The following is a 26,465-nucleotide window of genomic DNA, read 5'->3' as shown; positions in this document are numbered from 1 at the left end:
GCTCCAGTGCATGAGGCGACGGTGGGTGGGGCCATGCAAGCGGCACGGCCGTTTACACGTCAATGGTGTTGACGTAAGGTCCCGGCATGGCCGAACGAGTGGTTCCCGAAGACAGGCGCCGGCGCCACCGGCCCACCAAGCAGGGCGCCGTGCTCTCCGAACGGCTGATCATCGACACCGCCCTGCGCCTGATCGCCCAGCACGGCGCGGCGGCGCTCTCGGCCCGCAGGCTCGGCGCGGCGCTCGGCGCGGATCCCAGCGCCCTGTACCGCTACTTCCGCAACACCGACGCCCTGCTCCTCGCCCTCTCCGACGAGCTGGTCGGCCGGGCGCAGGACGGCTGGACGCCCACCGGTGACTGGCGGACCGACCTGCGTGCCATCGGGCTGCGCATCCATGCCTCCTACCAGTCCAACCCGCAGGCAGCGCTCCTCACGGCGCACCGCACGACAGGGCGCCCCCACGAGACCCGGGCCGTCGAGGTGATCCTCGGCATCCTGCGCTCCGGGGGCTTCCCGGACGCGCTCGCCGTGCGGATCTACCACGCCTTCGTGGACCAGGCCCTGGCCTTCGCCGCCCAGGACGCCGCCGCGCTCGCCCTGCCGGAGGCGGCGCGGGAGGCGGACGAGGAGGTCTGGCACGCGGTGTACGGCAGGCTGTCGCCCGAGACCCACCCGAACATCGCGGCCACCTTCCCGCTGCTCGCCGCCGACATGCGCGACAGCGGCTACCCCTTCGCCCTGGAGCTGATGCTGGGCGCGGTGGCGGCCCTCCGCCCGGCGCCGGACGGCGGCTGAACCGGCGGCGCAGGCGACGGCTTGAGCGGCAGGCCGAGCGGCCTGCCCGGCGCCGGACGGCGGCTGAACCGGCGGCGCAGGCGACGGCCTGGCTGAGCGGCAGGCCGAGCGGCAGGCTTATGTCAACACCATTGACCTTGCCATGTGGCGAGAGGTCTCATGGGCCGCACCTCGGAGGGCCCCCGTGCTCGGGCGCCTCCGCGACGCGAAGGAACCTCGATGGACCACCTCACCTCGCTCAGGGACGCGGAGCCCCGCCCGTTCTGGCTCGACGACCCCCGCCGCCCGCAGACCACTCCCGCCCTGGTGGGCGGCGTCACCTGCGACCTGCTCGTCGTCGGCGGCGGCTACACCGGCCTGTGGACCGCCCTCCGGGCCAAGGAGCGCGACCCCTCCGCCGACGTGGTGCTCGTCGAGGCGGACGAGGTCGGCGGCGCCGCCTCCGGACGGAACGGTGGATTCTGCGAGTCCAGCCTCACCCACGGCCTGCACAACGGCCTCCAGCGCTGGCCCGGGGAGATCGACCTCCTGGAGCGGCTCGGGCGGGAGAACCTCCAGGCCATCGAGGACGCCGTCGACCGGTACGGAATCGACTGCGACTGGGAGCGCACCGGCTCCATCGTCGTGGCCACCGAGTCGTACCAGCTCGCCGGCCTCGCGGAGGAGGCCGCGGCCGCCGCCCGCCACGGTGGCAAGCCGCTCCTGCTCGACGCGGACGCCGTCCGCGCCGAGATCGACTCCCCGACCTTCCTCGGCGGCCTGTGGAACAGGGACGACGTCGCCATGGTCAACCCGGCCGGGCTCGCCTGGGGACTCAAGAACGCCTGTCTCGCCCTGGGCGTCCGGATCCACGAGCACACCCCCGCTGGCTCGCTCGACGAGCACGGCGCCGTGCTCGCCGTCCGTACGCCCTACGGCCGGATCACCGCCCGCAGGGTCGCGCTCGCCACCAACGCCCACCCCTCCCTGCTCCGGCGCCACCGCCCGTACACCGTGCCCGTGTACGACTACGCGCTGATGACCGAGCCGCTGACCGAGGCGCAGCTCGCCTCCGTCGGCTGGACGCGGCGCCAAGGATTCGCGGACAGCGCGAACCAGTTCCACTACGTCCGGCTCTCCGCGGACAACCGCATCCTGTGGGGCGGATACGACGCCGTCTACCGCTACGGCGGACGCGTGCGCGCCGAACACGACCGGCGGCCCGCGACCTTCGCCACCCTCGCCCGTCACTTCTTCACGACCTTCCCGCAGCTGGAGGGAGTGCGCTTCACCCACTCCTGGGGCGGAGCCATCGACACCAGCACGCGCTTCTGCGTCTTTTTCGACACGAGTCACCAGGGCAAGGTCTCCTACGCCGCGGGGTTCACCGGCCTCGGAGTCGGCGCCAGCCGCTTCGGAGCCGAGGTGATGCTCGACCTCCTGGCGGGCGAGCGCACCGAGCGCACCGATCTGCGGATGGTCCGCCGCAAGCCGCTGCCGTTCCCGCCCGAGCCGGTCCGGTCCGTCGGCATCGGCATCACCAAGTGGTCCATGACCCGCGCCGACCTCCACCAGGGCCGCCGCAACCTCTGGCTGCGCAGCCTCGACCGCTTCGGCCTCGGCTTCGACAGCTGACGCTCCTGGGCGCCTCCCGTTCCCTCCGGCCGGTGCCTCGTCCAGGCGGCCATGAACGTCTACGGAGGCTCGGAGTGCGCTCGCGGACGACGGCGGTGTCCTCGCGGCGGCTGCCGCGCGCAACTCCGGCCGGCGGCGCAGGTCACGGTCATCGGCGAGCTGCTCCCGTACCAGGGCCGGCAGTTGTCCGCGGGTGCGCGACTCCAGCCAACCGTCCAGCAACCGGGTGCGCGAAGCGGCGGCCGACCGCGTGGGTCCTTGGAAGACCTGGGGGCTGCTGACCTGACAGACGAATCGTTGTAGGCTCCGGCGAACGCCCTTGACCTGCGGGAAGCAGGCAGGGAGCAGACGAACCGGGAGTTGTCTCATGCTTCGTACCATGTTCAAGTCCAAGATCCATCGGGCCACCGTCACCCAGGCCGACCTGCACTACGTCGGGTCCGTGACCGTGGACGCCGATCTGCTCGACGCGGCCGATCTGCTGCCCGGGGAGCTGGTCCACATCGTGGACATCACCAACGGCGCCCGACTGGAGACCTACGTCATCGAGGGCGAGCGCGGGTCCGGTGTCATCGGGATCAACGGGGCCGCCGCGCACCTCGTGCACCCCGGGGACCTGGTCATCCTCATCAGCTACGCGCAGGTCGAGGACGCGCAGGCCCGGGTGTTCGAGCCCCGCGTGGTGCACGTCGACGCCGACAACCGGATCGTCGAGCTGGGGACGGACCCGGCCGCCCCCGTGCCGGGTACGGATCAGCGGCGCAGCCCCCACGCCGTGGCCGTCTGACCGGGCCGGCGCCGTGGTGACGGAGCCCCGTCTGACGCTGCTCCACACCTCGCCCGCGCACGTCCCGGTCTTCGACGCGCTGCGCGACCGGAACCACCCGGGAGCCGTGCTGCGGCACCTGGTGGTTCCGGAGCTGCTGGACCGGGCCCGCGCGCAGGGCCCCGCCGCCCTGGCGCCGGCCCTGCTGCGGCTGCTGTCGGGGGCCGGGGACCGGCCGGCGCCCCGGCCCGTGCTCGTCACCTGCTCCACGTTGGGGGCCACGGCCGAGTCACTGGCGCCGACGCTCGGTGTCCCGGTGCTGCGGGTGGACCGGCCGATGGCGGCCCGGGCGGTGCGCACCGGCGCGCGGATCGCCGTACTGGCCACCTTGGAGTCGACGCTCGCCCCCACCCGGGACCTGCTGGCCGAGGAGGCGGCGGGACGGCCCGTGGCCGTCCGTACGCAGCTGGTCGCCGGGGCCTGGGAGTGCTTCGAGGCGGGGGACGCGGCCGGCTGCCACGCCCGCGTGGCGGCGGCCGCGGACGCCCTTGCTGACGTGGACGTCATCGTGCTCGCCCAGGCCTCGATGGCCGGCGCCGCGCACCTGGTCTCGGGCCGGGTCCCGGTCCTGTCCAGTCCGGCCCCGGGTCTGGCGGCGGGGCTGGCCCTGGCCGAAGGCCCGTTCCCCGACCGGCCCGAACCGCGCCCGTGACGGCCGCGTCCGGAAGGCGTACAGGTCACGATCGCGGGAAGGTGGGACGTATGGTGCGCTACGAAGACCAGACCCAGCCCCCCGTGCCCGAGCCGAGCCCGGTTCCGGCGCCGCCGCCGGGCCCCTTCCCGGACCCCGAGCCCATGCCGCGGCCCGCCCCGCCGGTGCCCGGGCCCGTACCGGAGCCGGACCCGGTCCCTGCGCCGCCGGGCCCCGCCCCCGTTCCGCAGCCCGGCCCCCTGAGCTGAGCCCGCGCGTCCGGGCGACCGGACGCGGATGCGGCGCGGGCGCTCCGGCGCATGCCGGAGCGCCGCGGCGAAGCGCCGGGGGACGCACGGCGAGTAAGTCCCGGAGCCGTTTGCGCAGGCCGCCGGTCCGTGGCCAATTTCCTTGCGCGTGCGCCCTGTTGCGCCTCTTGTCACGCCTTGATCGCGACGTTAGGTTGTGCGGTTCCTGATGTCTTCGATGGGGGCTCCCATGGGTGTACGGGGCCGGCACCGCCGGTATCAGCCGAGCAGCATCAACCGGGCCTCGCTCGCCGTCACCGCCGGAGGTGCCGGGATCGCGCTGCCCCTCATGGGCGCCGGAACCGCGCACGCCGCCTCCGTGGACACCTGGAACAAGGTCGCCGCCTGCGAGTCCACGAGCAACTGGCGCATCAATACGGGCAACGGCTACTACGGCGGTCTGCAGTTCAGCCAGAGCACCTGGCGGGCCTTCGGCGGCGCCGCGTACGCGCCCCGGGCCGACCTGGCCACCAAGGACCAGCAGATCGCCGTGGCCGAGAAGGTGCTGAAGGGGCAGGGCCCGCAGGCCTGGCCGCACTGCGGCAAGGGAGCCGGGCTCACCCGGGGCGGACCGGCCCCCGCCGTCGGCGCACAGCCCGTGAAGATCCCGGCGCAGCAGAGCAAGGCCGCCCCGCCGCCGCAGACGAAGCAGACGAACGGGCAGGCCGAGCAGCCGACCAGGACGGTACCGCGTCAAGCCGCCGTGCCCCGTGCCACCGGCACCTCGGTGCTGCCGAACCCGTACGTGGTCGCGCCCGGCGACTCGCTCTCGGCGATCGCCACCGAGCAGCACGTCGAGGGCGGCTGGCAGGCGCTCTACGAGACCAACCGCACGACCGTCGGAGCCGACCCCGACCTCATCTTCCCCGGCCAGCGCCTCACGCTGCGGATCACCACCGCGCCGCCCGCCCAGAATCCGGAGAAGCCGCCGCGCACGGCGGAGCCGGTGCTGCCGGGCGCGCCGGCGGCCGGAGAGTCGACTCCGAAGCCCGCGCCCGAGCCCGCCGCGAAACCGACGGAGAAGCCCGCCGCGAAGCCCGTGCCCGAGCCCGCCGCCGAGAAGCCCGCGGCCAAGCCCGCCGCGCAGCCCGCCAAGCCCCCGGCCCGGGACACCTCAGCGCGGGAGCAGCCCGCGGCGGGGGGATTCTTCGCGCCCGTCGACGCGGGCCTCGGCACCGCCTACCGCGTCTCGGGCTCCTCCTGGTCCAGCGGCTACCACACGGGCGTCGACTTCCCCGTCGCGACCGGCACCGCCGTCAAGGCCGTTGGCCCGGGCACCGTCGTCTCGGCGGGATGGGGCGGCGCGTACGGGTACGAGGTCGTCATCCGGCACACCGACGGCCGGTACTCCCAGTACGCCCACCTCTCGGCCCTCGGCGTCAAGGCCGGGCAGCAGGTCTCCGGAGGCCAGCGCATCGGCCGCTCCGGCTCGACCGGCAACTCCTCCGGTCCGCACCTGCACTTCGAGATGCGCACGGGACCCGGCTACGGCTCCGACATCGACCCGCTCAAGTACCTCCGGTCCCACGGGGTCGGCATCTGACCCGCGTCCGTGCGGCGGCGCGGTCGTGACCAGGACGAGCCCCGCCGCCGCGAGGACGCCGCTGACCGCCGCCGCCGTCGCGCCCGCCGCGCCGTACCGGAAGCCCTCGCCGAAGAGCGAGATGCCGACCGCCGCCGCGACCACCGGATTGACCACGGTCAGGGTGGCCAGCGGCGCGGCCAGCCCCGCGCCCCGGTAGGCCGCCTGCGAGAGCAGCAGTCCGCCGAGCGCCAGTACGGCGATCGCCGTGAGGTCCGGTGCCAGGACGGCCGGCGTGCCGGGGGAGAAGGACTCGGCCACCGACTTCGTGAAGACCGAGGCCAGGCCGAAGGACGCACCGGCCGCCGTGGCCAGCAGCACGCCGCGCACCACGTCCCGGTGCGCCCGGTGGGCGGCCGCGAACAGCACGGCGACGGAAGCGGCGGCCACCGACAGCAACAGGGTCCGTTCCCCCTCCACCAGGGACTGCTCCGCCCGTCCGTCCCCGCCGGTCAGGGCCAGCAGCCCGGCCAGCCCCGCCGTGGCGAGCAGCGCCCCGCGCCAGGCCGTCGCCCCCGCCCGACGTCGTACGAAGACGGCGGCCATCGGCAGGGCGAAGACGATGGTGAGCGCGCCGAGCGGCTGCACCAGACTCAGCGGCCCGTAGGCCAGAGCCGTCACGTGCAGCGCGGCGCCCAGGCCGTTGAGCGCCACCGCCGCCCACCAAGCCGCCCGGCGCACCGGTGCGTACGGGCGGTCCGGCGTACTGGCGGCGACCCGCTCCTGGACGATCGCCCCGCCCGCGTACGCGAGGGCGGAGGCGATGCAGAGGAGGACCGACAGCGCCAGTGCACTCATGAAAACCACAATGCGCCTCCCGGCGGGGCTATTCCTGCCGGTACGCCGGGTCGTCGGGCCGTCGCGGTACGTGAGGGGGTCGGGGCCGGGTTTTGTTCCGGGCGCGAGGGATCCGTACAGTTTCCCTTTTGGGGACTTCCGCAGCAGGCGGATGCGGACCAGTGAACGAGGAACGGCAGCGGCCATGACGGTGACCGAAGACAACCACGCATACGGGCCGGGCATCGACCCCGATCGGCTGGCTCTCTGCCTCGGTGTGATCGACGAGCTGGACAAGCTCGACGTCGACCACCCCGACGCCATCACCGTACGCCGTGCCACCGCCGGGCTGTACCGCACGGTCAAGCAGCGGCGGCGCCAGGAGCGCCGCGCCGCCAAGACCGCCAACGACAAGGCCGTCACCGAGGCGACCGCCACGGGCTCCGCCGAACGCATCGACGACGAGACCCAGGGCAACGCCCTGACCGCCGCCACCAAGGGCCCGATCGCCGGGATACTCCAGCGACCGCGCTCCTGCTACATCTGCAAGACGCGCTACGTCGAGGTCGACGCCTTCTACCACCAGCTCTGCCAGGACTGCGCCGCCTTCAACCACGCGCGCCGCGACGCCCGCACCGACCTGACCGGCCGGCGCGCCCTGCTGACGGGCGGCCGCGCCAAGATCGGCATGTACATCGCGCTGCGGCTGCTGCGCGACGGCGCGCACACCACCATCACCACCCGCTTCCCGAACGACGCGATCCGCCGCTTCAAGGCCATGCCGGACAGCTCCGAGTGGCTGCACCGCCTGAAGATCGTCGGCATCGACCTGCGCGACCCGGCCCAGGTCGTCGCGCTCGCCGACTCGGTGGCCGCCGAGGGCCCGCTCGACATCCTGATCAACAACGCCGCGCAGACCGTACGCCGCTCCCCGGGTGCCTACAGCGAGCTCGTCGCCGCCGAGGGCGCCCCGCTCCCGGCCGGTGAGCTGCCCGCCGCGGAGGTCATCGGCACCTTCGGCAGCGGTACGGTCGACCGCGTCGCCGCGCTGCCCAGCGGCCGGGGCGAGAAGCTGAGCGCGCAGGACGTCACCGAGCTGGCGCTCGTCTCGGGCTCCGCCTCGCTGGAGCGGATCGCCGCCGGTACGGCCATCGACGCGGGCGGGCTGGTCCCGGACCTGCACGACACGAACAGTTGGATCCAGACGGTGTCCGAGGTGGACCCGATCGAGCTGCTCGAAGTGCAGCTGTGCAACTCCACCGCGCCGTTCATCCTGATCAGCAAACTGCGCCCGGCCATGGCGGCCGCCGAGGCCGGCCGCCGCTACGTGGTCAACGTCTCCGCGATGGAGGGCGTCTTCAGCCGCGGCTACAAGGGCGCCGGGCACCCGCACACCAACATGGCGAAGGCCGCGCTGAACATGCTGACGCGCACCAGCGCCCAGGAGATGTTCCAGAAGGACCGGATCCTGATGACCGCGGTCGACACCGGTTGGATCACCGACGAGCGCCCGCACCCGGACAAGATCCGGCTGGCCGAGGAGGGCTTCCACGCTCCGCTGGACCTCGTCGACGGCGCGGCCCGCGTATACGACCCGATCGTGCGGGGCGAGGGCGGCGAGGACCTCTTCGGCGTCTTCCTGAAGGACTACGCGCCCGCGAACTGGTAACCGCGCCCCCGGCGCGCCGCGGCCGGGAAACCTCACGCTCCGCGCGCCACCGCGCGGGCGTCCGCGACCGGCCCCCTCGGACCTTCCCGAGGGGGCCGGCCGCGTATCCGCGGGCCCCGCGACACGCCGACGACCCGCCGACGACCCGCCCGGTTCCTCCGCTCACCCGGACGGAGCATTGTGGCCGCGTCCTGGGCCAAAGCCGTGACCTGCGCTTCTTCCACGAACGGCGGTGAGCCCGGGAGCGGTCGAACGGTCCGGATCCGCCGTCCGCGAGGGCCGTCGGGAGCGCTGCGGCGGCTGCCGGACCGGAGCTCCACCGGTCTCAACCCCCCTGCGGCAAGGGGCAGTTCGAGCGTCCTCGGAACCGCCTGCCCGGCCGGCCCGGCCCGCGGCCGTCCCCTGCGCCGCGCCTACCGGAAGCAGGGTCCGCGTGGAGGTACCGACGTGGGCCGTGCGGCTGACGATTGCGTGAATTCGCGGTGAAACTCAGAAACAGGAGTGAATTTTACCGTTCCATCGAGCGGGGGTGCGCTCATATGTGTACTCTGGGGCATCAAGACGGCCCCCATCCGGGCCACGCTTCACCAAGGCGCCACCGCGTCCGGAGACCCTCCCATCCTTTGCCCGGCCATGCGGTCAGCCTGCCGGGTTACGCGACACAAAAGGAGTTCGCGGTGACTGAATCGACGAAGCCCGAAGCGACAGTTCTGGAGCGTACGGGCTGGGGTTCCGCCCACCGGTCCGACGAGCTCGGCAGCCTTGAGGTCTGGGCCCGGTCGGCCCCGATCAGGCTCGCCGGGTACGAGGACGACCTGGCGGAGGCGCACATCCTGCCCGGCATCGACTAGTACGGAGCCCCGGCGCCATCGCGCCGGACCGGAGCCGTACCCGACGCCCCCGCGGATCCGCGCGGGGGCGTCGTGTCGCGTGGGGACGCGCGCCGCCGGGACGTCCTCCGCCCGGGGTGGCTCCGCCACCGACGTGCCTCCGCCACGGGCGGGAAGGCCCGCATCTCCCGGGAGTTCCCGTCCCCCGTACGCCGTGAGCGTCATCGCTGTGGGCGATCACCGCTTCCGCCGCGCCCGCGGCCCCGGCAGGCTGACGTGTATGAAGCTACTGATGCTGGGTGGTACCGAATTCGTCGGACGCGCCATCACCGAGGACGCCCTCGACCGGGGCTGGGAGGTGACCGTCTTCCACCGGGGCCGCCACGCGCCCCCGCCCGGCACCTCTGCCGTGCACGGCGACCGCACGGCGCCGGGAGGGCTCGACGCCCTCGCCGAAGGGGAGTGGGACCTGGTCGTCGACACCTGGGGCGGCGCCCCCACCGCCGTGCGCGACAGCGCCCGGCTGCTGCGCGGACGTGCGGGGCACTACGCGTACATCTCCAGCCGCTCGGTGTACGCCTACCCCGCCCCGGCCGGCCTCGACGAGGACGGACCGCTGGTGGAGGGATCGCCCGACGCGGCCTCCCTGGCCTACGCCGAGGACAAGCGGGGCGCGGAACTCGCCGCCCTCGACGCCTTCGGCGACCGCGCCCTGCTGGTCCGCGCCGGCCTGATCCTGGGCCCGTACGAGAACGTCGGCCGGCTGCCGTGGTGGCTGAACCGCACCGCCCGGGGAGGCCCGGTACTCGCGCCCGGTCCCCGCGAACTGGCGCTCCAGTACATCGATGTGCGCGACCTGGCCCGCTGGACCCTCGACGCGGCCGCCACGGGGCTCGGCGGCGCCTACAACCTGGTCTCACCCCCCGGGCACGCCACCATGGCCACCTTCCTGGAGGCCTGCGCCGCCGCCACCGGCGGCGCCGCCGAACTGCGCTGGACCGACCCGGCCGTGCTCCAGGAGGCCGGCGTGCAGCCGTGGACGGAGCTCCCGGTCTGGGTACCGGAGGGCGAGGCGTACGACACCATGCACCGGGCCGACGTGTCCAAGGCGGTCGCGGCGGGTCTGAAGTGCCGGCCCGTGGAAGAGACCGTGGCCGACACCTGGACGTGGCTCCAGCAGCTCGGCGGCGTCGCCCCGCAGCGCTCCGACCGACCGGCGCCGGGCATCGACCCGGCCCGCGAGGCGGCCCTACTCGGGCTTTGACCGCGGCGCGCCCGCGAGACGGGTCGGCGGCAGGTACGCGCGTACCGGCGTGCGGTGCCACCAGTCGCCCGTCTCGCGCAGCTCCCGCCAGGTGGTGTACCGGTACCGGAACAGCCGGGCCCGGACATAGCGGGGCGGTTCGTCCGGGAAGGGGTTGTGGCGCAGCAGCCGCAGGGTGTCCCGGTCGCCGGCCAGCAGCCGCTCCGCGAACGGCCCGAACCAGTCCCGCGCGTAGCCGGGGGAGAGGGCCGCGAACCACATCAGCCAGTCCAGCCGCAGGTGGTACGGGGCGAACTGGCGCGGCAGCGCGCGCGGGTCGCCCGGCTTGCCCTTGAAGCCGTACTCCCGCCAGGCGCCGTCCTCGCGCGGCACCGGATCGGCGGTCCCCTCGACCACCACCTCCATCCGGACCCGGCCTACCGAGCCGAAGGCCCCGTAGGTGTTGACCAGGTGCAGCGCGTCGAAGGAGCGGTTCATGACCTGGCGGCGCGAGAGCATGTTGAGCACCGGGCGCCGGCTGAGGAACAGCACCAGCGCGGTCACCGCGCAGACCAGGACCACGTACCAGAGCGGCCCCGTGCGTGAGGCGGCCGCCGGGGGCGCCCCCGTGAGCCCGGTGAAGTCCACGGCCGGCAGGGCCAGGGTGATCGTCAGCCAGTTCAGCCACGCGAAGTTGCCGGACAGCACCAGCCACAACTGCGTCACCACGATGATCACGGCGGCGTACGAGGCCACCGGTTGCGGGGTGAACAGCAGTACCGGTACCAGGAGTTGGGTCACGTGGTTGGCGGCGCACTCCACCCGGTGCAGCGGCTTCGGCAGATGGTGGAAGAACCAGCTCAGCGGTCCCGGCATCGGCTGCGTCTCGTGGTGGAAGTCCAGACACGTCAGCTTGCGCCAGCAGGAGTCCCCGCGCACCTTGATCAGCCCCGCGCCGAACTCCACCCGGAAGAGCACCCAGCGCAGCAGCCACAGCACCAGCACCGGCGGCCCGGTCCGCGCGTTGCCGAGGAAGACGGCGAGGAAGCCCACCTCCAGCAGCAGGGACTCCCAGCCGAAGGAGTACCAGGTCTGGCCCACGTTGACGATCGAGAGGTAGAGGAGCCACAGCAGCGCCCACATGCCCATCGCGGCGCCCAAGGGTACGGCGTCGCCCACCCCGGCGGCCAGGGCCGCGGCGAGCGCGGCCCCGAGCCAGGCGCAACCGGCGAACAGCCTGTCCGAGTAGCGCAGTTGAAACAAGCTCGGGGCGCGCCGGAAGGGCACGTACCGCACGTACTGCGGCACGGGCAGCATGCCGTGCGCCCCGATCAGGGCCCGGAACTGCAGGGCGGCCCCGATGAAGGCGAAGACGTAGACACCGGCCAGGGCCCGCTGGAAGACCAGCCGGCCGAGCCAGTACCCGGGCGCCGTGAACCAGTCCATCTCCTCCAGTATCGGACCGGTCGGGCGGCGGCCACCAGCGGGCGCATGCGGTCCTCCGGCCGGCGCGCGCGGCGGAGCCGGAGGAAGGGTCAAAGGGGCCGGCGAGCCGGTGTGCCAGACGTCCGGGCGGCTGAAGGCGGGCACCGTGAACCAGCCGTGCCGCAGGCCCCGACCTCCAGGAGCGATCTTCAGGAGCCGACCCCCACCCGGTTGCCGGGGCGGACTGCGGCGGCGCCCTCGAACATGTTCAAAGCGTTTTCGCACCGGCCGTCGTGCGGCCCTTCGGCCCAGTCGCGCCCCGTCCCGGGGGCCTCCGGTTGCGGCGCGCGCGGCGATGCGGCAGACAGGAGAAAGCAACCGGGGCGAAAAGGGAGATACACGTGCACGCACCGACACCTCCGACACCTCGTCAGGCGCCGCGTCGTCACGCACCCGCCGGCGCGGCCCTCTTCGCGGTCCTCGGACTCTTCGCCGCCGCCTGCGGCGGACCCGAGGAGCGCCGCAGCGCCCCCGGACCCGAGAGCCAGGACGTCCACCTCCAGCCCGTGGCCTCCGCCGGACCGGCTCCCTTCACCGTCTCGTCCGCCACCGCCGAGTCCGCCCCCGTACAGCCTCCGCTGCCCAACCCGACCGGCCAGGGCATCCGTACCGTCAACGCCGCCACCCCCGGCCTCTACGGCGGTACCCACCGGCTCGGCAGCTGCGACGTGGAGCAGCAGGTCCGCTTCCTGACGGCCGACGAGGCCAAGGCCCGGGCCTTCGCGCGGGCCTCCGACATCGAACAGGCGAGCATCCCCGATTTCCTGCGGGGCCTCACCCCCGTCGTGCTCCGCGCGGACACCCGGGTCACCAACCACGGCTTCCGCGACGGCCGGGCCGACAGCTTCCAGTCGGTCCTGCAGGCCGGCACCGCCGTCCTGGTCGACGGCTACGGGATGCCCAGGGTCCGCTGCGGCTGCGGCAACCCGCTGCTCCCGCCCCGCGCCCCGAAGGGGTCCCCGGTGCACAAGGGCGAGCCCTGGAACGGCTACCAGCCCAACCAGGTCGTCGTCATCGAACCCACCACCCGGGTCATCCACAACCTGGTGATCGTCAACGTCGCCGACAACACCTGGATCGAGCGCAGGGCCGGCGACGACGGGGCCCAGGACCGGGTCCCGCAGGTGGTGCCCCCCTTCGACCCCGCCGACGGCATCCCGACCGGGCCCGGTATCCCGACCGGCGACCCCTGCGAGAACCCCGTCACCAACAGCCTCGCCCGCACCGCGCCCCCGAGGCCGCCCGACGGCAGCGCTCCCGCCCCCGCCGCGCCCCCGACCCACGGGGCGACGGACTGCCCGCCGAGCCCGCCCGCCGAGGGGCGGCCGCCGCGCCCCGACGCGCCGACGCGGCCGATCGTGCCGCAGCAGCCGTCCGAGGTCCCCTCGGACCCGCGGTCCGAGTACCCGTCGGAGCTCCCGTCCGAAGACCCGTCCGGCCTGCCGCCCGAGCTCTCGCCCGACCCGGAGCTCCCCGCGGACCCGGAGCTCCCCGCGGACCCGGAGCTCCCGGCGGACCCCGACGGCTCGACGGGGCAGCCCTCGGACCCGTCCGCGCCCTCGGACCCGTACCCGCCGGCCGAACCGGACGACCCCTTCGCCGTCCCGGACGAGCAGTCGTGGCCCTCGGACCCCGGAGTCTCGCTGGAGAGCGCCTGACCGGCCCGTGTGTCATGGTGGATCGGTGCCGACCGCCGTATCGCTGCCGGACGACTGGCCCGCACACCCGGACCAGTCGCTCTCGCTGAACCGCATGGGCAGTTTCGACTGGGACCTGCTCACCGGCCTCATGCACATGGACGAGGCGGCGCTGGACGTCTTCGACACGGTCCCCGAGGAGTACGACGGCAGGCCCGCGTCGCTGGGCCCCTGCGTCCCGCCCGCCGAGGCGAGCCGGCTCGACGCCCTCGTCTCCAGCGCCCTCAAGCGCGGCGTGGACAGCTACGGCGCCTACTTCCGCATCCGCTGCCGGGACGGACGGCTGCGCTGGACGCACACCCAGGGCCGCGTCATGCGGGGCCGGGACGGGCGGCCGTACCGGATCATCGGGATCGTCCGGGACGCCACGGAGGAACTGAGCCACTCGGCGGAACGCCTCGGGCTCGACGAGGAGCGCCGCCGGCAGACGTCGGTGGTCGAGAGCACCACCGCCGCCCTGGCGCACGCCCGCACCGTGCAGGACGTCATCGACGCGCTCGGCGACGCCCACGGCCTGGAGCGGCTCGGCTCGATGGGCATGGTGATGGGCCTCGTCGAGGCGGGCCGCATCCACCTCGTGGCGGAGGGGCCGGTGGGCAGCTTCGTCCCGGGCACCCGCTACACCCGCATCGACGAGCAGTACCCGATGAGCGAGGTCGTCCGCTCGCTCCAGCCCCGCTTCCTCGACTCGGCCGAGGAGTTCGCCGAGGGGTACCCCGAGCTGTGGTCGAAGATCTCGTCCATGGACATCTCGGCGGCCGCCTACCTGCCGCTGATCGCCCAGGCCCGGCCGATCGGCGCGATCGGACTGCTCTACCAGGACAAGGACGGCTTCACCCAGGACGAGCGCAACCTGCTCGTCGCCCTGGGCAGCAGCATCGCGCAGAGCCTCCAGCGGGCGATGCTGCTGGAACAGGAGCACGACCTCGCGGAGGGCCTGCAGCAGGCCATGCTGCCCCGGCGGATCCCGTCGGTGCCGGGGGCGGAGATCGCCGTACGGTACCGGTCCGCCCGGATGGGCCAGGACATCGGCGGCGACTGGTACGACGTGATCCCGCTGCCCGGCGGCCGGGTCGGCGCGGTCATCGGGGACGTGCAGGGCCACGACACGCACGCGGCGGCGGTGATGGGCCAGCTGCGGATCGTGCTGCGCGCCTACGCCGCCGAGGGGCACTCGCCCGCCACCGTCATGGCACGGGCCTCCGTCTTCCTCCACGAACTGGACACCGAGCGCTTCGCCACCTGTACGTACGCGGAGGCCGACCTCTCGACGGGCGTGCTCCAGATGGTCCGGGCGGGCCACATCGACCCGCTCCTGCGCACCCGGGACGGCGAGTGCCGCAGGCTTCCGGTGAGCGGCGGCATGCCGCTGGGCCTCTCGGCGGAGTTCGGCCGGCTGGAGTACCCGGTGACCACGGCGGAGCTCGACCCGGGAGAAACGCTCCTGCTGTGCACGGACGGCCTGGTGGAACAGCCCGGCGCAGACCTCGACGACGGCATCCGACTGCTGACCTCGCTGGTCCGCGCCGGACCGGCGGACCTCCAGATGCTGGCGGACCGGCTGTGCGGCGTCGTCGACGAGCGCGGCGGGGACGACGACATGGCGCTGCTCCTGCTGCGCCGCCGCGTCGAAGACGCTCCGAGGGACGGCATCCGGGGCCGCCTGCAGCAGCACGTGGCCCCGGGCGACCCCGAGGGCCTGGTGGCGGCCCGGCACATGATCGGGGCGGCGGTGCGGGCGTGGGGGGCGCGGGAGCGGTCCGACGAGATCGAACTCGTCGCGGACGAACTGATCGTGAACGCGCTGATGCACACGGACGGCCCCGCCATCGTGACCCTGCGGGTCCTGGCGGGGCCGGAACGGCGCCTGCGCGTGGAGGTGGCGGACCGCTCCAGCGCGTTGCCGAGGCGGCGGGAAGCGGGGGAGGCGGGGGTGTCGGGACGGGGCCTGATGCTGGTGGACCGGCTGGCGGACGTGTGGGGGGTGGAGCCGAGGGGGAGCGGGAAGTGCGTCTGGTGCGAGTTCATCATGGGCTGACGCCCGACGCCTCGCGGCGGGCCCGGCGGCGCGGTCCCCTGCGGGGCGTGGTCCCTGGCGGGGCGGAGGTCGGGCGGCGGTTCCTGGCGGGAGTGCGGACCGGCACATTCAGCCCCGCCGGCGTTTGAGGCGCGGGGTCCGGGGTGGAGCCCCGTGGCCCCGGCCCGCTTTCCGGTTCGGGCCGCCACGCTCGGCCTCGTCACGAGCACCGGCACGCCGAGGCCTCTACGCGGCATCGGTCGCCCCCGAACGGCTCCCCGGGCCGCGGGACCGCCGGGGCTCACCCGGACCCGTCCCCAGCTCGCGTTTGGTCCGACCCGGCGGCAGGCTGGGAGCATGCCGGAACTGCCCGAGGTCGAGGCCCTGCGGGAGTACCTCGACGAGCACCTCACGGGAAGGGTGGTCGAGCACGTCCTCCCGCTCGCCGTGAGCGTGCTGAAGACGTACGAGCCCCCGCCGAGCGCCCTCGAAGGGCAGACCGCCGGGGGCACCGCCCGGTACGGCAAGTTCCTGGCGCTGCGGATCGGCGACCTCCACCTCGTCACCCACCTGGCCCGCGCCGGCTGGTTGCACTGGCGGGACACCCTGCCCGAGCGGCCGCCCGGCCCCGGCAAGGGGCCCCTCGCGCTGCGCGTGGCGCTGGAGGGCGGCGGCGGGTTCGACCTCACGGAGGCCGGGACCCAAAAGCGCCTCGCCGTGTACGTGGTCCGCGACCCCCTGGAGGTCCCCGGTGTCGCACGCCTGGGACCCGACCCGCTCGCCGAGGCCTTCGACCGGGACGCCTTCGCCGCACTGCTGGTGGGGGAGCGACGCCAGATCAAGGGCGTGCTGCGCGACCAGGGGGTCGTCGCCGGGATCGGGAACGCGTACAGCGACGAGATCCTGCACCGCGCCAAGGTCTCGCCGTTCAAACTGGCCGCCTCCTTCGACGACGACCAGGTGACCCACCTCTACGAGGCCGTCCGGGCCACGCTGCTGGAGGCCCTGGAGCGGGCGCACGGGGTGGCGGCCGGCCGTCTGAAGGCGGAGAAGAAGAGCGGGCTGCGGGTGCACGGGCGGGCCGGGGAGCCCTGCCCGGTGTGCGGGGACACCGTGCGGTCGGTGTCCTTCGCCGACTCCTCGCTCCAGTACTGCCCGACCTGCCAGACGGGCGGCAAGCCGCTCGCCGACCGCCGGCTCTCGCGCCTCCTCAAATAGGCGGGGGCTGCGTAGACTCCGCCACCGTGTCCGAGGAGCAGCAGCACCAGCCGTCGCCGCCGCGGCGCGAGGTCGTCACCGGAGTGCCCCGGGGCGCCCGCCGCCGGCCGCCGGCGCATGCTCCGGCCCGTTCGGAGATCTCCGAGCAAACCACGCTCGGCGCCACCTACGTCCGCGCCCTGATGCGCAGCCAACTGCGGGCCGCGCTGGGGGCGCTGGCCGCTCTGGTCCTGGTGGTCGGGCTCCTCCCGCTGGTGTTCCTGCTGCCGCGCGCCGGGTCGTCGCCGCTGCTGTGGGTGGTGCTCGGCGTGCTGGTGTACCCGGTGATGTGGCTCATCGCCCGCTGGTACGTGACCCGGGCCGAGCGGAACGAGGCCGACTTCACCGGTCTGGTCATGGACCCGGCGGAGGTGCCGGGCCCGCGTCCGCCGCGATGAGCGGGGAAGGGACGGCCTAGAACAGGTGCATCGCCAGGTGGCCCAGGGGGAGGCCGAGCTGCCAGGCCGGGGTCCACACCCGGGCGTTCTCGTCCAGCCCCGGGGTGTCGGTGTGGCCGTGGCGCCCGGGGTCGAGGTTGGTGGCGAACAGTTCGGTGCGGTCCAGCCAGCGCCATGCCGCCCGGGCGAGCTCCAGGTCCGGGTCCTCGCCCGCGCAGTGCTCCCTGGCTTCCTCGCCCAGAGCGAGGAAGCGGGTGTGCACCCAGTCGCGCCAGGGGTGCCCGTAGGCGGTCAGCGACATCCACTCGTCGAGCTGCGAGACCACCCGGATCCCGGAGAGCTCCCCGGCCGCGTCCGAGAGGTAGATGGTCAGCGCGAGCGTGTCCCGCCCGGCCCGGAACTCCAGGGTGCTGACCGGGATCAGCCGGCCCGTGCGCAGCAGTTCGTCTGCGATGTACTCGGCGTAGAGCCAAGCCATGGGCACCGCGAGCCCGCCGTCACTGGTGCCGTTCATACCCTCGGGCTGCACCGTTCCACCTTCTCCCGCACGTCGAGCGTCCCGCTGTCAGCTCCGAGCCTGTCCCGAGCGGCTCGCGGAGCGGGGGATGTTTACTCAATTTGCACGACCTGATGCCTGTTTCGATGCGGTCCGTGTCCGGTTCGCGTGCATTCAGGGCCGCCGTTGCGCCCTTCTCCCGGGACGGGTCTCAGGCGCCGAGGCCGTAGCCGTACCCCTGGAGCCCCTTCTTCAGGGCGCGCAGGGCGTAGTACGTACGGGATTTGACCGTCCCGGCCGGAATGCCCAGCTCCGCCGCGGCCTCGGCCACCGAGCGGTCCCGGAAGTAGACCTCCATCAGGACCTCGCGGTGCTCCGGTCCCAGCGAGCCCACGGCCCGCCGGACGTCGATCGCGGTGACCGAGCCGGCCACGGCGTCCTCGGGCGCCGGTGCGAGCTCCAGCCCCTCCGGGTCCACCTCCTGCGGGCGCGACAGCCTGGCCCGGCGGGCGTCGATCGCGAGTCGCCGGGCCACGGTGAACAGCCAGGGGCGCAGGGACTCGTGCTCGGTGGCGAGGACCTCCGGGTGCTGCCAGACCCGTACGAGCGTCTCCTGCGCGAGGTCCTCCGCGCGCTGGGCGTCGCCGGCGGTGAGCCCGACCAGGAAACCGAACAGGGCCCGCCCGTGGTCGCGCTGGAGTTCGGCCAGTGTCTGCGCATCCGTGCGCCGAAGGGTGGGGGAGAGCGGCACGAGGGGCTCCTTCCGAAGCGCGTGGGGTCCGTGCGGGGGCGACGCAACCACCCTGACCTGCACCTCGCCCTCCGGGAACCGTCCGGTCGCGGTGTTGCGCCCAAGCACCCGGGTCGTCCGGTGGGCGGCCGCACCGGGCGGTGAACGGTCGAACGGCGCGGCGAACGGCCATCGGAGTGAGCGCGCGCCGAGCGGACGGAGTCGTTCCTTGACTTGGTGCGTCTCTTTCTATGGATTGCAGGTGATCGGACAAGCGGATAGTCATACAAATGAGAGCTGGACAGATGACGCAGCGCACCCGCCAGGCCGCCACCCTCCTCTCGGCCCTCCTGCTCTCGGCGGCCGCGGGCTGCTCGGCAGCCGGCGGCCCGGCCCCCGCCCGCCTCGCGGGCTCCGGCTCGCCGACTCCGTCGAACGCCGCCGGATCCCCGGCGGCCGAGGGCTTCACCCTGGTGGCGAGCGGGGACGTCCTGCCGCACACCTCGGTCATCCGGCGCGCGGCGAACGACGCCGCCGGCGACGGACACGACTTCCGGCCGATGTTCTCCGGCGTCAAGCAGGTGGTCTCCGGGGCCGATCTGGCCCTGTGCCACATGGAGACCATCTACGGGGAGGAGGGCGGCCCCTTCTCCGGCTATCCGGCCTTCGTCTCCCCGCCGTCGGTCGCCGACGGACTCAAGGACGCCGGGTACGACGGCTGCTCCACGGCCTCGAACCACACGCTGGACGACGGCGCCGACGGCCTGCGCCGCACGCTGGACCGGTTCGACAAGGTGGGCCTGGGGCACGCCGGTTCGGCCCGTACGGCCGCCGAGGCGGCCAAGGCCACCACCTATACGGCAGGCTCCGCCCAGGTCGCGCACCTCGCGTACACCTACGACACGAACGGCTACCCGCTGCCGGAGGGCCAGCCGTGGGCGGTCAACCTGATGCGCCAGGAGAAGATCGTCGCCGACGCCAGGGCGGCCCGGACGGCGGGCGCCGACGTGGTGCTGGTGAGCCTGCACTGGGGCACGGAATGGCAGACCGACCCGGACGAGACGCAGCTCTCGCTGGGCAGGGCACTGACCGCCTCGCGGACCGGGGGCCGTCCGGACATCGACCTTCTTCTGGGCACGCACGCCCATGTCCCGCAGGCGTACGAGAAGGTCAACGGGACCTGGATCGTCTACGGCATGGGGGACCAGGTGGCCGGCGAGATGTTCAACCACAGCGGCGCACGCGACATGCGCGGCAACTACGGCTCCATCGGACGCTTCACCTTCGCCCCGCCCACCGGGCCCGGGCGGCGCTGGGAGGTCGCCAAGGCCGAGTTCGTGCCGCAGATGATGGACCTGTCCGTCGGCCGGGTCGTCAATCTCCCGGACGCGCTGGCCGAGGACCCGGGCCGCAGCGACTACGAGTCGGCCCGGGCGGCCGTCAGCGAGGCGGTCCTGGGCCGCGGCGCCGCGAAGGACGGCCTCACCGAGGTGAGAAAGGCGCGGAGCGCCGCCGGTCCTACGGCACCACGGTGACCGGCCAGCGCCCGGACTTCACCAGGCGGACGGCCACCGAACCCACGATCCGGTGGCCCGCCTGCTCGGACCCGCCGACCACGACCGCGTCCGCCTTCAGTTCCTGCGCCGCGCTCACCAGTCCGCCGTACGGGTCGCCGCGGAAGGTGTGGAACTGCCACCGCACCTCGTAGATGCCCCGGAGCCGCTCGGCCGCGTCCCGGATCTCGGCGACCAGGCCCTCGGCGATCTCGCCGGTGGCATCGGCCACCGGCACGCCGAGCGAGGCCCCGGCCGGCATCACGGGCTGGACGTACACCAGCGCCAGCAGCGCGTTCTGCCGGCGGGCCAGCCCCGCCGCGTAGGCCGCCGCCCGCAGCGAGGAGTCCGATCCGTCGACCCCGGCGAGGATCACCTTCGGCCCGTCGGTGCCGCGTTCGAATTCGGTGCTCCCGTGCTCCGTCACCCTCCGAGGCTATCCGGCTCGGCGCGCGCACCGGCGCCGCCGTCCTTACAGTGCGAACCATGAGTGCCACCGTGGAGGACGCGCGCGGAACCCGGAACCGCCTCCTGAACCGGGTGCCCGACGGATGCGGGGCGTTCTTCGGAACGCTCGGTCTGCTGTGCGCCCTGCTGGCACTCTCCCCCGCACTGCGGCGACTGCTGCGCCACGTCGTGCGCTTCCTCGACCTCGTCGTCGTACCCGTCAGCGCCAACCTCGCCTACGCGGTCTTCCTCTTCCTGCTCGCCGCGGCCCTGGGCACCCGCAAGAAGGTCGCCTGGTGGATCGTCGTCACCTACCTGGCCCTGCTGATCCTGGACGACGTGCTGGACATCGCCGTAGGTGACTACTGGATCGGCGTGCCCTCCATGGCCGTCGCCGTCGCGGCCATGGCCGTACTGATCGCCGCCCGCGACGAGTTCTACGCGGCCTCCCGGCCCGGTGCCCTGTGGCGGGCCATGCTCGTCCTCGGCCTGGGACTGCTCGCCGCCGTACTCGTGGGCTGGGGGCTCGTCGCCGTCTTCCCCGGCACGCTGCCCCGCGGGCAGTGGCTGGACTGGGCGGCCAAGGAGGTCTTCGGGGGCCTCTTCTCGGCCCGAGAGTTCGACGGCCGTCCGCCCCGCCCGCTGTCCTTCCTGCTCGGCCTCTTCGGCGCCCTCGCCCTGCTGTACGCCGCCACCACCCTCTTTCGGTCCCAGCGGCTGACCGCCGCCCTGCACGGGGACGAGGAGGCCCGGATCCGGGCGCTGCTCGGCGCCTACGGCCGCAACGACTCGCTGGGGTACTTCGCCACCCGGCGCGACAAGGCCGTCGTCTTCGCCCCCAGCGGCAAGGCCGCCGTCACCTACCGCGTCGAAGCCGGCGTCTGCCTCGCCAGCGGCGACCCGGTCGGCGACCCGGTCGCCTGGACCCCCGCGGTCAACGCCTGGCTCGGCGTCGCCCGCCGATACGGCTGGCAGCCCGCCGTCATGGGAGCCTCCGAGGAGGGCGCCACCGCCTACGCCCGCTCGGGACTCGGCGCCCTCCAACTCGGCGACGAGGCGATCCTGCACGTGGCCCGGTTCGACCTCGACGGCCGTGACATGCGGGTCACCCGCCAGGCCGTCAACCGCGTCCGGCGCGCCGGCGCCACCACCGTCATCCGCCGGCACTCCGCCCTCACCGAGGAGGAGATGCGCACCATCGTCGACCGGGCCGACACCTGGCGCGACACCGAGACCGAGCGCGGGTTCTCCATGGCACTGGACCGGCTCGGGGACCCCGCCGACGGGGACTGCCTGCTGGTGGAGGCGTTCGACGGCAAGGGCGCGCTGATCGCGCTGCTCTCCTTCGTCCCCTGGGGCCGGGACGGCATCTCCCTCGACCTGATGCGCCGCGACCGCAGCGCCCCCAACGGGGTCATGGAGTTCATGGTCGCCGAGCTCTGCGCCCACGCCCCGGCCCTGGGCGTGCGCAGGATCTCCCTGAACTTCGCCGTCTTCCGGTCCGCCTTCGAGGAGGGCGGCCGGATCGGCGCCGGGCCCGTCCTGCGGCTGTGGCGCAAGCTGCTGCTCTTCTTCTCCCGCTGGTGGCAGCTGGAGGCCCTGTACCGGTCGAACGTCAAGTACGGCCCCGAGTGGTACCCGAGGTACCTCTGCTACCAGGACGCCGGCTCGCTCGCCCGGGTCAGCCTCGCCTCCGGGATCGCCGAGGGCTTCGTCTCCGTACCCAGCCTGCGCACCCTGTGGGGCAACGGCCATCCCGGGGGGCTCACCGCCCCCGCCACCACCGAAGGGCTCCCCTCCATCGCCTCCCTGGGCCTGGACGCCGTGGGGGAGGAGGGCGGTACGGGCGCCGGGGCCGAGCGGCTGCCCGAACAGGTCCGGGTCCGCCACGACAAGATGGAGCGCATCCGGGCCGCCGGCACCGACCCGTATCCGGTCGGCATCCGCGCCCGCACCCACACGGTCGCCGAACTCAAGGCGGCCCACCCCGCCACGGCGGCCGGCACCCGCACCGGCGAGGAGGCCACCCTCGCCGGCCGGGTGATGGTCGTACGGGACCTCGGCGGGGTGGTCTTCGCCGTCCTGCGCGACTGGTCCGGGGACATCCAGCTGATGCTGACCCGCGACGAGGCCGGGGCCGACGTCCTCGACACCTTCACGACCCAGGTCGACTTCGGCGACCACGTGGTCGCGAGCGGCGAGATCGGCGCCAGCGACCGGGGCGAGCTCTCCCTCGTGGTCCGGACCTGGCAGCTCACCGGCAAGTGCCTGCGCCCCCTGCCCGACAAGCGCAAGGGCCTGGCCGACCCGGAGGCGCGGGTGCGGCGCCGCTACCTCGACCTGGTGGCCGGCCCGGAGGCCCGGGACGTCGTACGGGCCCGCTCCAGCGCGGTGCAGGCCCTGCGGCAGGGGCTGCTGGAGCGCGGCTACCTGGAGGTCGAGACCCCGATGCTCCAGCAGATCCACGGCGGCGCCAACGCCCGCCCCTTCCGCACCCACATCAACGCCTACGACCTCGACCTGTACCTGCGCATCGCACCCGAGCTCTACCTCAAGCGGCTCTGCGTCGGCGGCATGGAGAAGGTCTTCGAGATGGGCCGCACCTTCCGCAACGAGGGCGTCTCCTACAAGCACAACCCCGAGTTCACGATGCTGGAGGCTTACCAGGCCTTCGCCGACTACGACGTGATGCTCGACCTCACGCGCGAGCTGATCCAGGGCGCGGCCGTCGCCGCCTTCGGCTCGCCCGTCGCGCACAAGGCGGGACCCGACGGAAAGCTCGTCGTCCACGACATCTCCGGGCCCTGGCCGGTCAAAACGATGTACGGGGCGATCAGCGAGGCCCTCGGCGAGGAGGTGGACGCCGACACCGAGGAGCGGGCGCTGCGCGTGCTGTGCGACCGGGCCGAGGTGCCGCACGCGCCCGAGGACACGCGCGGGGACGTGGTCCTGGAGATGTACGAGCGGCTGGTGGAGGAGCGGACGGGGCTCCCCACCTTCTACAAGGACTTCCCGACCGACGTGTCCCCGCTCACCCGCCAGCACCGCAAGGACCCGCGGCTCGCCGAGCGCTGGGACCTCGTGGCCTTCGGGACCGAGCTTGGCACGGCCTACTCGGAGCTGACGGACCCGGTGGAGCAGCGGCGCCGGCTCACCGCGCAGTCGCTGCTCGCCGCGGGCGGCGACCCGGAGGCGATGGAGATCGACAACGACTTCCTGGACGCCCTGGAGTACGCCATGCCGCCGACCGGCGGACTGGGTATCGGCGTCGACCGCCTCGTCATGTTCCTCACGGGCCTGACGATCCGCGAGACCCTTCCGTTCCCCCTGGTGCGGCGCGGCTGACCGTCCTGGCGGCTGGTCCGGGCGGGTGACGGGGAGGAGGTCCGTCCGCGCCCCTCGACATCCGCGGCGATGTCGTTGATACGTAGTAATAATGAAAAATGACGAGCCGACAGTAGGGCGACGCGTGCTCCTGCGCTCCGCCGTCTTCCTCGGAGTCGCCGCGGCGGCAGGCCTGCTCAGCGGCGAGAACGGTGCCCCCGGCCCGGGCGGGGCGGGCGGGACGGGCCCCGCGGCCGGCCCGGGCGGCCTTCCCGCGGCGGGGGCGCCCGGGATGATGCCCCAGGGGCCGCCCGAGAAGTCCTACCGGCTGCGGCCGATGACGGCCGAGGCCCCGGCCCGCCCGCCCGCCGCCAAACCGGTCGTCCGGACCCGGCCCATCCTGGAACTGCCGTCCCACTCGCCCGCCGCGTCGAGCGGCATGGTGCTCACCTTCGACGACGGGCCCGACCCCCGCTACACCCCGGGCATCCTCGACACCCTCGCCCGGTACGGCGTCCGCGCCATGTTCTTCGTCTGCGGCGAGATGGCCGCCGAGAACCGCGACCTGCTGCGCCGGATCGCCGCCGAGGGCCATGTGATCGGCAACCACACCTGGACCCACCCGCTCATCCCCCGGCTCAGCCGGCCGGCGCTGGCCTCCGAGATCGGCCGCACGAGCGATGTCGTACAGCAGACCGTCGGCGAGGCGCCGCTGTGGTTCCGCGCGCCGTACGGGGCGTGGAACCGCGCCACCTTCGAGATCGGGGCCGAGCTGGGCATGGAGCCGCTCGCCTGGACCGTGGACACCCTCGACTGGAAGGAGCCGGGGACCACCACCATCGTCTCCCGGGTGCTGGGCGCGGCCGCGCCGGGGGTGATCGTGCTGTCCCACGACGCGGGCGGCGACCGGTCGCAGAGCGTCCGGGCCGTCTCCTCGTACCTGCCCGAACTGCTCGCGCGGGGCTACCGGATGACGCTGCCGTCCCTTCCGGCGACGGCGCCGGGCTGAGGAAGCCGCCCCCGGCGGGGCGGCGGGGACCGCCGCGCCGGGGGCCGGGTGCGAGCCCGGGTCGACGCAGCGCGGGTCGAGGCAGCCCGCGCCGGCGGAGCCCGGTCGGGCCGGGCTCCCCGCGGGCGGGGAGCTAGCGGGCCTCCACCATCCGCGCGAAGACGACCACGTTGCCGTTGTAGCCGCCCGCCTTGGAGTAGGCGCCGCCGCACGTGATCACCCGCAGTTCCGGGTGCCCGGTGTCCCCGTACACCCTGGCTCCGGGGAAGGCGTCCTTGGAGAACACCTCCACTCCGTACACCTCGAACACCGCCGTGCGCCCGTCGTACCGCTCCACCTCGATGTGGCCGCCCGGCTTCACCGAGCCCAGACCGAAGAAGACGGCCGGGCCCTGCTCGTTGTCCACATGGCCGACGATCACCGAGGAGCCCCGCTGCCCCGGCGAGATGCCGTTGAGGTACCAGCCGGCCAGATTCCGCTCCTGCGCCGGCGGGGCGTCGATCCACCCCTCCGCGTCCAGCCCGACGGTCATCACCGGAGCGTCCACGCTGATCGAGGGAATCCGGACGCGCTGCACCGACGAGTGCTCCAGCACCTCCAGGTCCGGCCGTGGCACGGGCGGATTCGCCGGCAGCTGATCGGCCGTCACCGCGACGGCCGAGGCCGCGGTGGGCTGGGGCGGCCCGTCCTCCGTGTTCACACCGTTGCGCACCATGGCGAGGCCGGTGAGCATGACAAGGGCGAGTACGCCCCACGGCGAGCGTTTGCGTGACTGCCCTGTCTCGTCCTCGCCCATCGTTCTCCCTTCCCGACGCGGGGGTCCCGTCCCGCGGTCCTGTCCCACCCCTGTACGCCCTACTTCACGCACGCTAAGGCTGCCTCGGCGGGACGGCGAGAGCTGAGGGGCGAACGGGTGGCGCCGGGGGCGCCGGGGCCGAAGGGGGCCGTAAGGGGTGCGCCCATCCAGGTAATCGTCACATAAATGCCTGACGGGTCGTGACCTGCGGGTCCGTCAGCTGAGCCGCCCCCGCTTCGGCGTGTCGCTCAACCGGGCGGCCCAAAGGCTGACATGCGGAGGTTGCGGGTGCCCCCGAGTGTTCGACGTGGGAGGCGTTCTCGTCGATCATCCGGGGCCGACGCTCCGGGGCGCTTTCCGCTGGAGGTTCCACCATGCGTGCTTTCCGCGCTCTTACCGTGACGGCGGCGGCCTTCGCCGCGATCGCCCTCAGCGCCCCGTTCGCCTCCGCGAACCCCCCGCTGGGTGGGGGCGGCGGTCCCAGCAACATCTCGGTCAATCCGTACGCCGTGCACCAGGGGTCCACGATGCAGGTGAGTGCCTCGGGCTGCGGGCACGGCGGCACCGTCACGTCGCACGGCAACTTTCCGCCGGCCAACCTGTCCGCGGGCTCGGTCGGCTTCGCCACCGTGCGGATCTTCAACCACGCCTCTCCCGGCCACCACACGCTGTCGGTCAAGTGCAACGACAGCAGCCTGGTCGCCACCCACCGTTTCACGATCCTCCGCGGCAACCCCTCGCAGGGCGGCATCGGCGGATCCTTCGGCCCGTCCACCGCCGAGACCGCGATCGGCGCGGGCCTCGTCGGCGCGGCGGCCCTCGGCGCCGGCGTCCACGTGATGCGCCGTCGCCGCCCCCTCCGCGGCCGGGCCTGATCGGCCGACCTCCCCGGTCAGCCCAGGGGGTGTCCGCCCACCCGGAAAGCACCCCCGCACCGCCGGCGGAGCGTTCAGTGGCCGCGACCCGCTCCCCGCCGGCG

Annotated in this window: 21 protein-coding genes and 1 pseudogene; 16 read left to right on the top strand and 6 right to left on the bottom strand. The window is 73.6% G+C overall.

What is annotated here, in order from left to right:
• The first annotated feature begins 86 nt into the window (after positions 1-86).
• The 5 genes from ACWFQ8_RS17015 to ACWFQ8_RS16995 all read left to right on the top strand — a co-directional run bounded on the left by ACWFQ8_RS17015 (position 87) and on the right by ACWFQ8_RS16995 (position 5,719).
• Positions 87-797 (top strand): helix-turn-helix domain-containing protein, encoded by a 711-nt coding sequence (locus ACWFQ8_RS17015; RefSeq protein ID WP_453787023.1) that lies wholly within the window; start codon positions 87-89, stop codon positions 795-797.
• A 219-nt stretch (positions 798-1,016) separates the two neighbouring features.
• Complete coding sequence (locus tag ACWFQ8_RS17010; protein WP_453787022.1) at positions 1,017-2,411, top strand: NAD(P)/FAD-dependent oxidoreductase; 1,395 nt, start codon at positions 1,017-1,019, stop codon at positions 2,409-2,411.
• A 367-nt stretch (positions 2,412-2,778) separates the two neighbouring features.
• On the top strand, positions 2,779-3,198 hold the full coding sequence (gene panD, locus ACWFQ8_RS17005) for an aspartate 1-decarboxylase (RefSeq protein ID WP_453787021.1): 420 nt from the start codon (positions 2,779-2,781) through the stop codon (positions 3,196-3,198).
• 16 nt (positions 3,199-3,214) lie between these two features.
• Positions 3,215-3,889: an aspartate/glutamate racemase family protein gene (locus ACWFQ8_RS17000; protein WP_453787020.1), complete on the top strand. Its 675-nt coding sequence runs from the start codon at positions 3,215-3,217 to the stop codon at positions 3,887-3,889.
• Between the two features lie 477 nt (positions 3,890-4,366).
• Positions 4,367-5,719, top strand: coding sequence for a transglycosylase family protein (locus ACWFQ8_RS16995; protein ID WP_453787019.1), 1,353 nt, complete (start codon positions 4,367-4,369; stop codon positions 5,717-5,719).
• A 21-nt stretch (positions 5,720-5,740) separates the two neighbouring features.
• Here ACWFQ8_RS16995 and ACWFQ8_RS16990 read toward each other — a convergent pair.
• Positions 5,741-6,556 (bottom strand): annotated as a pseudogene (locus ACWFQ8_RS16990) (DMT family transporter); the annotation flags it as partial.
• A gap of 184 nt (positions 6,557-6,740) precedes the next feature.
• Between ACWFQ8_RS16990 and ACWFQ8_RS16985 the strand changes: the two are divergent.
• From ACWFQ8_RS16985 to ACWFQ8_RS16975, 3 genes are all read left to right on the top strand, one after another.
• Positions 6,741-8,204, top strand: coding sequence for an SDR family NAD(P)-dependent oxidoreductase (locus ACWFQ8_RS16985; RefSeq protein WP_453787018.1), 1,464 nt, complete (start codon positions 6,741-6,743; stop codon positions 8,202-8,204).
• Between the two features lie 677 nt (positions 8,205-8,881).
• Positions 8,882-9,055, top strand: coding sequence for a hypothetical protein (locus ACWFQ8_RS16980; RefSeq protein WP_453787017.1), 174 nt, complete (start codon positions 8,882-8,884; stop codon positions 9,053-9,055).
• A gap of 259 nt (positions 9,056-9,314) precedes the next feature.
• A complete protein-coding gene (locus ACWFQ8_RS16975; protein WP_453787016.1) occupies positions 9,315-10,298 on the top strand; it encodes an NAD-dependent epimerase/dehydratase family protein in 984 nt (327 codons plus the stop codon).
• On the opposite strand, the gene ACWFQ8_RS16970 is transcribed toward ACWFQ8_RS16975, so the two are convergent.
• Positions 10,284-11,723: a lipase maturation factor family protein gene (locus tag ACWFQ8_RS16970; RefSeq protein WP_453787015.1), complete on the bottom strand. Its 1,440-nt coding sequence runs from the start codon at positions 11,721-11,723 to the stop codon at positions 10,284-10,286. The genes ACWFQ8_RS16975 and ACWFQ8_RS16970 overlap by 15 nt on opposite strands.
• Before the next feature lie 380 nt (positions 11,724-12,103).
• On the opposite strand from ACWFQ8_RS16970, the gene ACWFQ8_RS16965 reads away from it, so the two are divergent.
• The 4 genes from ACWFQ8_RS16965 to ACWFQ8_RS16950 all read left to right on the top strand — a co-directional run bounded on the left by ACWFQ8_RS16965 (position 12,104) and on the right by ACWFQ8_RS16950 (position 17,131).
• Entirely contained in the window at positions 12,104-13,420 is a 1,317-nt protein-coding gene (locus ACWFQ8_RS16965; protein WP_453787014.1) for a DUF6777 domain-containing protein, read from the top strand.
• Positions 13,421-13,427: 7 nt separating this feature from the next.
• Positions 13,428-15,497, top strand: a complete 2,070-nt coding sequence (locus tag ACWFQ8_RS16960; protein ID WP_453787013.1) for a SpoIIE family protein phosphatase — start codon at positions 13,428-13,430, stop codon at positions 15,495-15,497.
• Between the two features lie 336 nt (positions 15,498-15,833).
• Positions 15,834-16,694, top strand: coding sequence for an Fpg/Nei family DNA glycosylase (locus ACWFQ8_RS16955; RefSeq protein WP_453787012.1), 861 nt, complete (start codon positions 15,834-15,836; stop codon positions 16,692-16,694).
• Positions 16,695-16,720: 26 nt separating this feature from the next.
• Positions 16,721-17,131, top strand: a complete 411-nt coding sequence (locus ACWFQ8_RS16950; protein ID WP_453787011.1) for a hypothetical protein — start codon at positions 16,721-16,723, stop codon at positions 17,129-17,131.
• Positions 17,132-17,147: 16 nt separating this feature from the next.
• Here ACWFQ8_RS16950 and ACWFQ8_RS16945 read toward each other — a convergent pair whose 3' ends face one another.
• Together ACWFQ8_RS16945 and ACWFQ8_RS16940 are read right to left on the bottom strand one after the other, a co-directional pair.
• The gene (locus tag ACWFQ8_RS16945; RefSeq protein ID WP_453787010.1) at positions 17,148-17,645 is read right to left on the bottom strand and encodes a hypothetical protein; all 498 of its coding nucleotides are present in this window, start codon (positions 17,643-17,645) and stop codon (positions 17,148-17,150) included.
• 193 nt (positions 17,646-17,838) lie between these two features.
• Entirely contained in the window at positions 17,839-18,378 is a 540-nt protein-coding gene (locus ACWFQ8_RS16940; RefSeq protein WP_453787009.1) for a sigma-70 family RNA polymerase sigma factor, read from the bottom strand.
• A 284-nt stretch (positions 18,379-18,662) separates the two neighbouring features.
• On the opposite strand from ACWFQ8_RS16940, the gene ACWFQ8_RS16935 reads away from it, so the two are divergent.
• Positions 18,663-19,892 carry a CapA family protein gene (locus tag ACWFQ8_RS16935; protein WP_453787008.1) on the top strand — a complete coding sequence of 410 codons (1,230 nt, stop codon included), beginning with the start codon at positions 18,663-18,665 and terminating at the stop codon, positions 19,890-19,892.
• Here ACWFQ8_RS16935 and ACWFQ8_RS16930 read toward each other — a convergent pair.
• Positions 19,876-20,337 carry a universal stress protein gene (locus tag ACWFQ8_RS16930; RefSeq protein WP_453787007.1) on the bottom strand — a complete coding sequence of 154 codons (462 nt, stop codon included), beginning with the start codon at positions 20,335-20,337 and terminating at the stop codon, positions 19,876-19,878. The genes ACWFQ8_RS16935 and ACWFQ8_RS16930 overlap by 17 nt on opposite strands.
• A 59-nt stretch (positions 20,338-20,396) precedes the next feature.
• Between ACWFQ8_RS16930 and lysX the strand changes: the two genes are divergently transcribed.
• Positions 20,397-23,702 carry a bifunctional lysylphosphatidylglycerol synthetase/lysine--tRNA ligase LysX gene (gene lysX, locus ACWFQ8_RS16925; protein ID WP_453787006.1) on the top strand — a complete coding sequence of 1,102 codons (3,306 nt, stop codon included), beginning with the start codon at positions 20,397-20,399 and terminating at the stop codon, positions 23,700-23,702.
• 91 nt (positions 23,703-23,793) lie between these two features.
• Entirely contained in the window at positions 23,794-24,690 is an 897-nt protein-coding gene (locus ACWFQ8_RS16920; RefSeq protein ID WP_453787005.1) for a polysaccharide deacetylase family protein, read from the top strand.
• 133 nt (positions 24,691-24,823) lie between these two features.
• On the opposite strand, the gene ACWFQ8_RS16915 is transcribed toward ACWFQ8_RS16920, so the two are convergent.
• Entirely contained in the window at positions 24,824-25,486 is a 663-nt protein-coding gene (locus tag ACWFQ8_RS16915; protein ID WP_453787004.1) for a class F sortase, read from the bottom strand.
• A gap of 374 nt (positions 25,487-25,860) precedes the next feature.
• Here ACWFQ8_RS16915 and ACWFQ8_RS16910 point away from each other — a divergent pair, with 374 nt between their 5' ends.
• A complete protein-coding gene (locus tag ACWFQ8_RS16910) occupies positions 25,861-26,361 on the top strand; it encodes a hypothetical protein (RefSeq protein WP_453787003.1) in 501 nt (166 codons plus the stop codon).
• Positions 26,362-26,465 lie beyond the last annotated feature (104 nt).

This window comes from Streptomyces sp. NPDC055254 (assembly GCF_053606025.1).
Note: the sequence above shows the minus strand (reverse complement) of the source record. Positions and strands in the feature narration are given on the sequence as shown.

Excerpts from the sequence above, each read along its gene's own strand:
- ACWFQ8_RS16910 (WP_453787003.1), top strand. The coding sequence starts at position 25,861 with ATGCGTGCTTTCCGCGCTCTTACCGTGACGGCGGCGGCCTTCGCCGCG.
- ACWFQ8_RS16970 (WP_453787015.1), bottom strand. The coding sequence starts at position 11,723 with ATGGACTGGTTCACGGCGCCCGGGTACTGGCTCGGCCGGCTGGTCTTC.
- panD (WP_453787021.1), top strand. The coding sequence starts at position 2,779 with ATGCTTCGTACCATGTTCAAGTCCAAGATCCATCGGGCCACCGTCACC.
- ACWFQ8_RS16945 (WP_453787010.1), bottom strand. The coding sequence starts at position 17,645 with ATGAACGGCACCAGTGACGGCGGGCTCGCGGTGCCCATGGCTTGGCTC.
- ACWFQ8_RS16935 (WP_453787008.1), top strand. The coding sequence starts at position 18,663 with ATGACGCAGCGCACCCGCCAGGCCGCCACCCTCCTCTCGGCCCTCCTG.
- ACWFQ8_RS16915 (WP_453787004.1), bottom strand. The coding sequence starts at position 25,486 with ATGGGCGAGGACGAGACAGGGCAGTCACGCAAACGCTCGCCGTGGGGC.
- ACWFQ8_RS17010 (WP_453787022.1), top strand. The coding sequence starts at position 1,017 with ATGGACCACCTCACCTCGCTCAGGGACGCGGAGCCCCGCCCGTTCTGG.
- lysX (WP_453787006.1), top strand. The coding sequence starts at position 20,397 with ATGAGTGCCACCGTGGAGGACGCGCGCGGAACCCGGAACCGCCTCCTG.
- ACWFQ8_RS16920 (WP_453787005.1), top strand. The coding sequence starts at position 23,794 with ATGAAAAATGACGAGCCGACAGTAGGGCGACGCGTGCTCCTGCGCTCC.
- ACWFQ8_RS16975 (WP_453787016.1), top strand. The coding sequence starts at position 9,315 with ATGAAGCTACTGATGCTGGGTGGTACCGAATTCGTCGGACGCGCCATC.
- ACWFQ8_RS16995 (WP_453787019.1), top strand. The coding sequence starts at position 4,367 with ATGGGTGTACGGGGCCGGCACCGCCGGTATCAGCCGAGCAGCATCAAC.
- ACWFQ8_RS16985 (WP_453787018.1), top strand. The coding sequence starts at position 6,741 with ATGACGGTGACCGAAGACAACCACGCATACGGGCCGGGCATCGACCCC.
- ACWFQ8_RS17015 (WP_453787023.1), top strand. The coding sequence starts at position 87 with ATGGCCGAACGAGTGGTTCCCGAAGACAGGCGCCGGCGCCACCGGCCC.
- ACWFQ8_RS16955 (WP_453787012.1), top strand. The coding sequence starts at position 15,834 with ATGCCGGAACTGCCCGAGGTCGAGGCCCTGCGGGAGTACCTCGACGAG.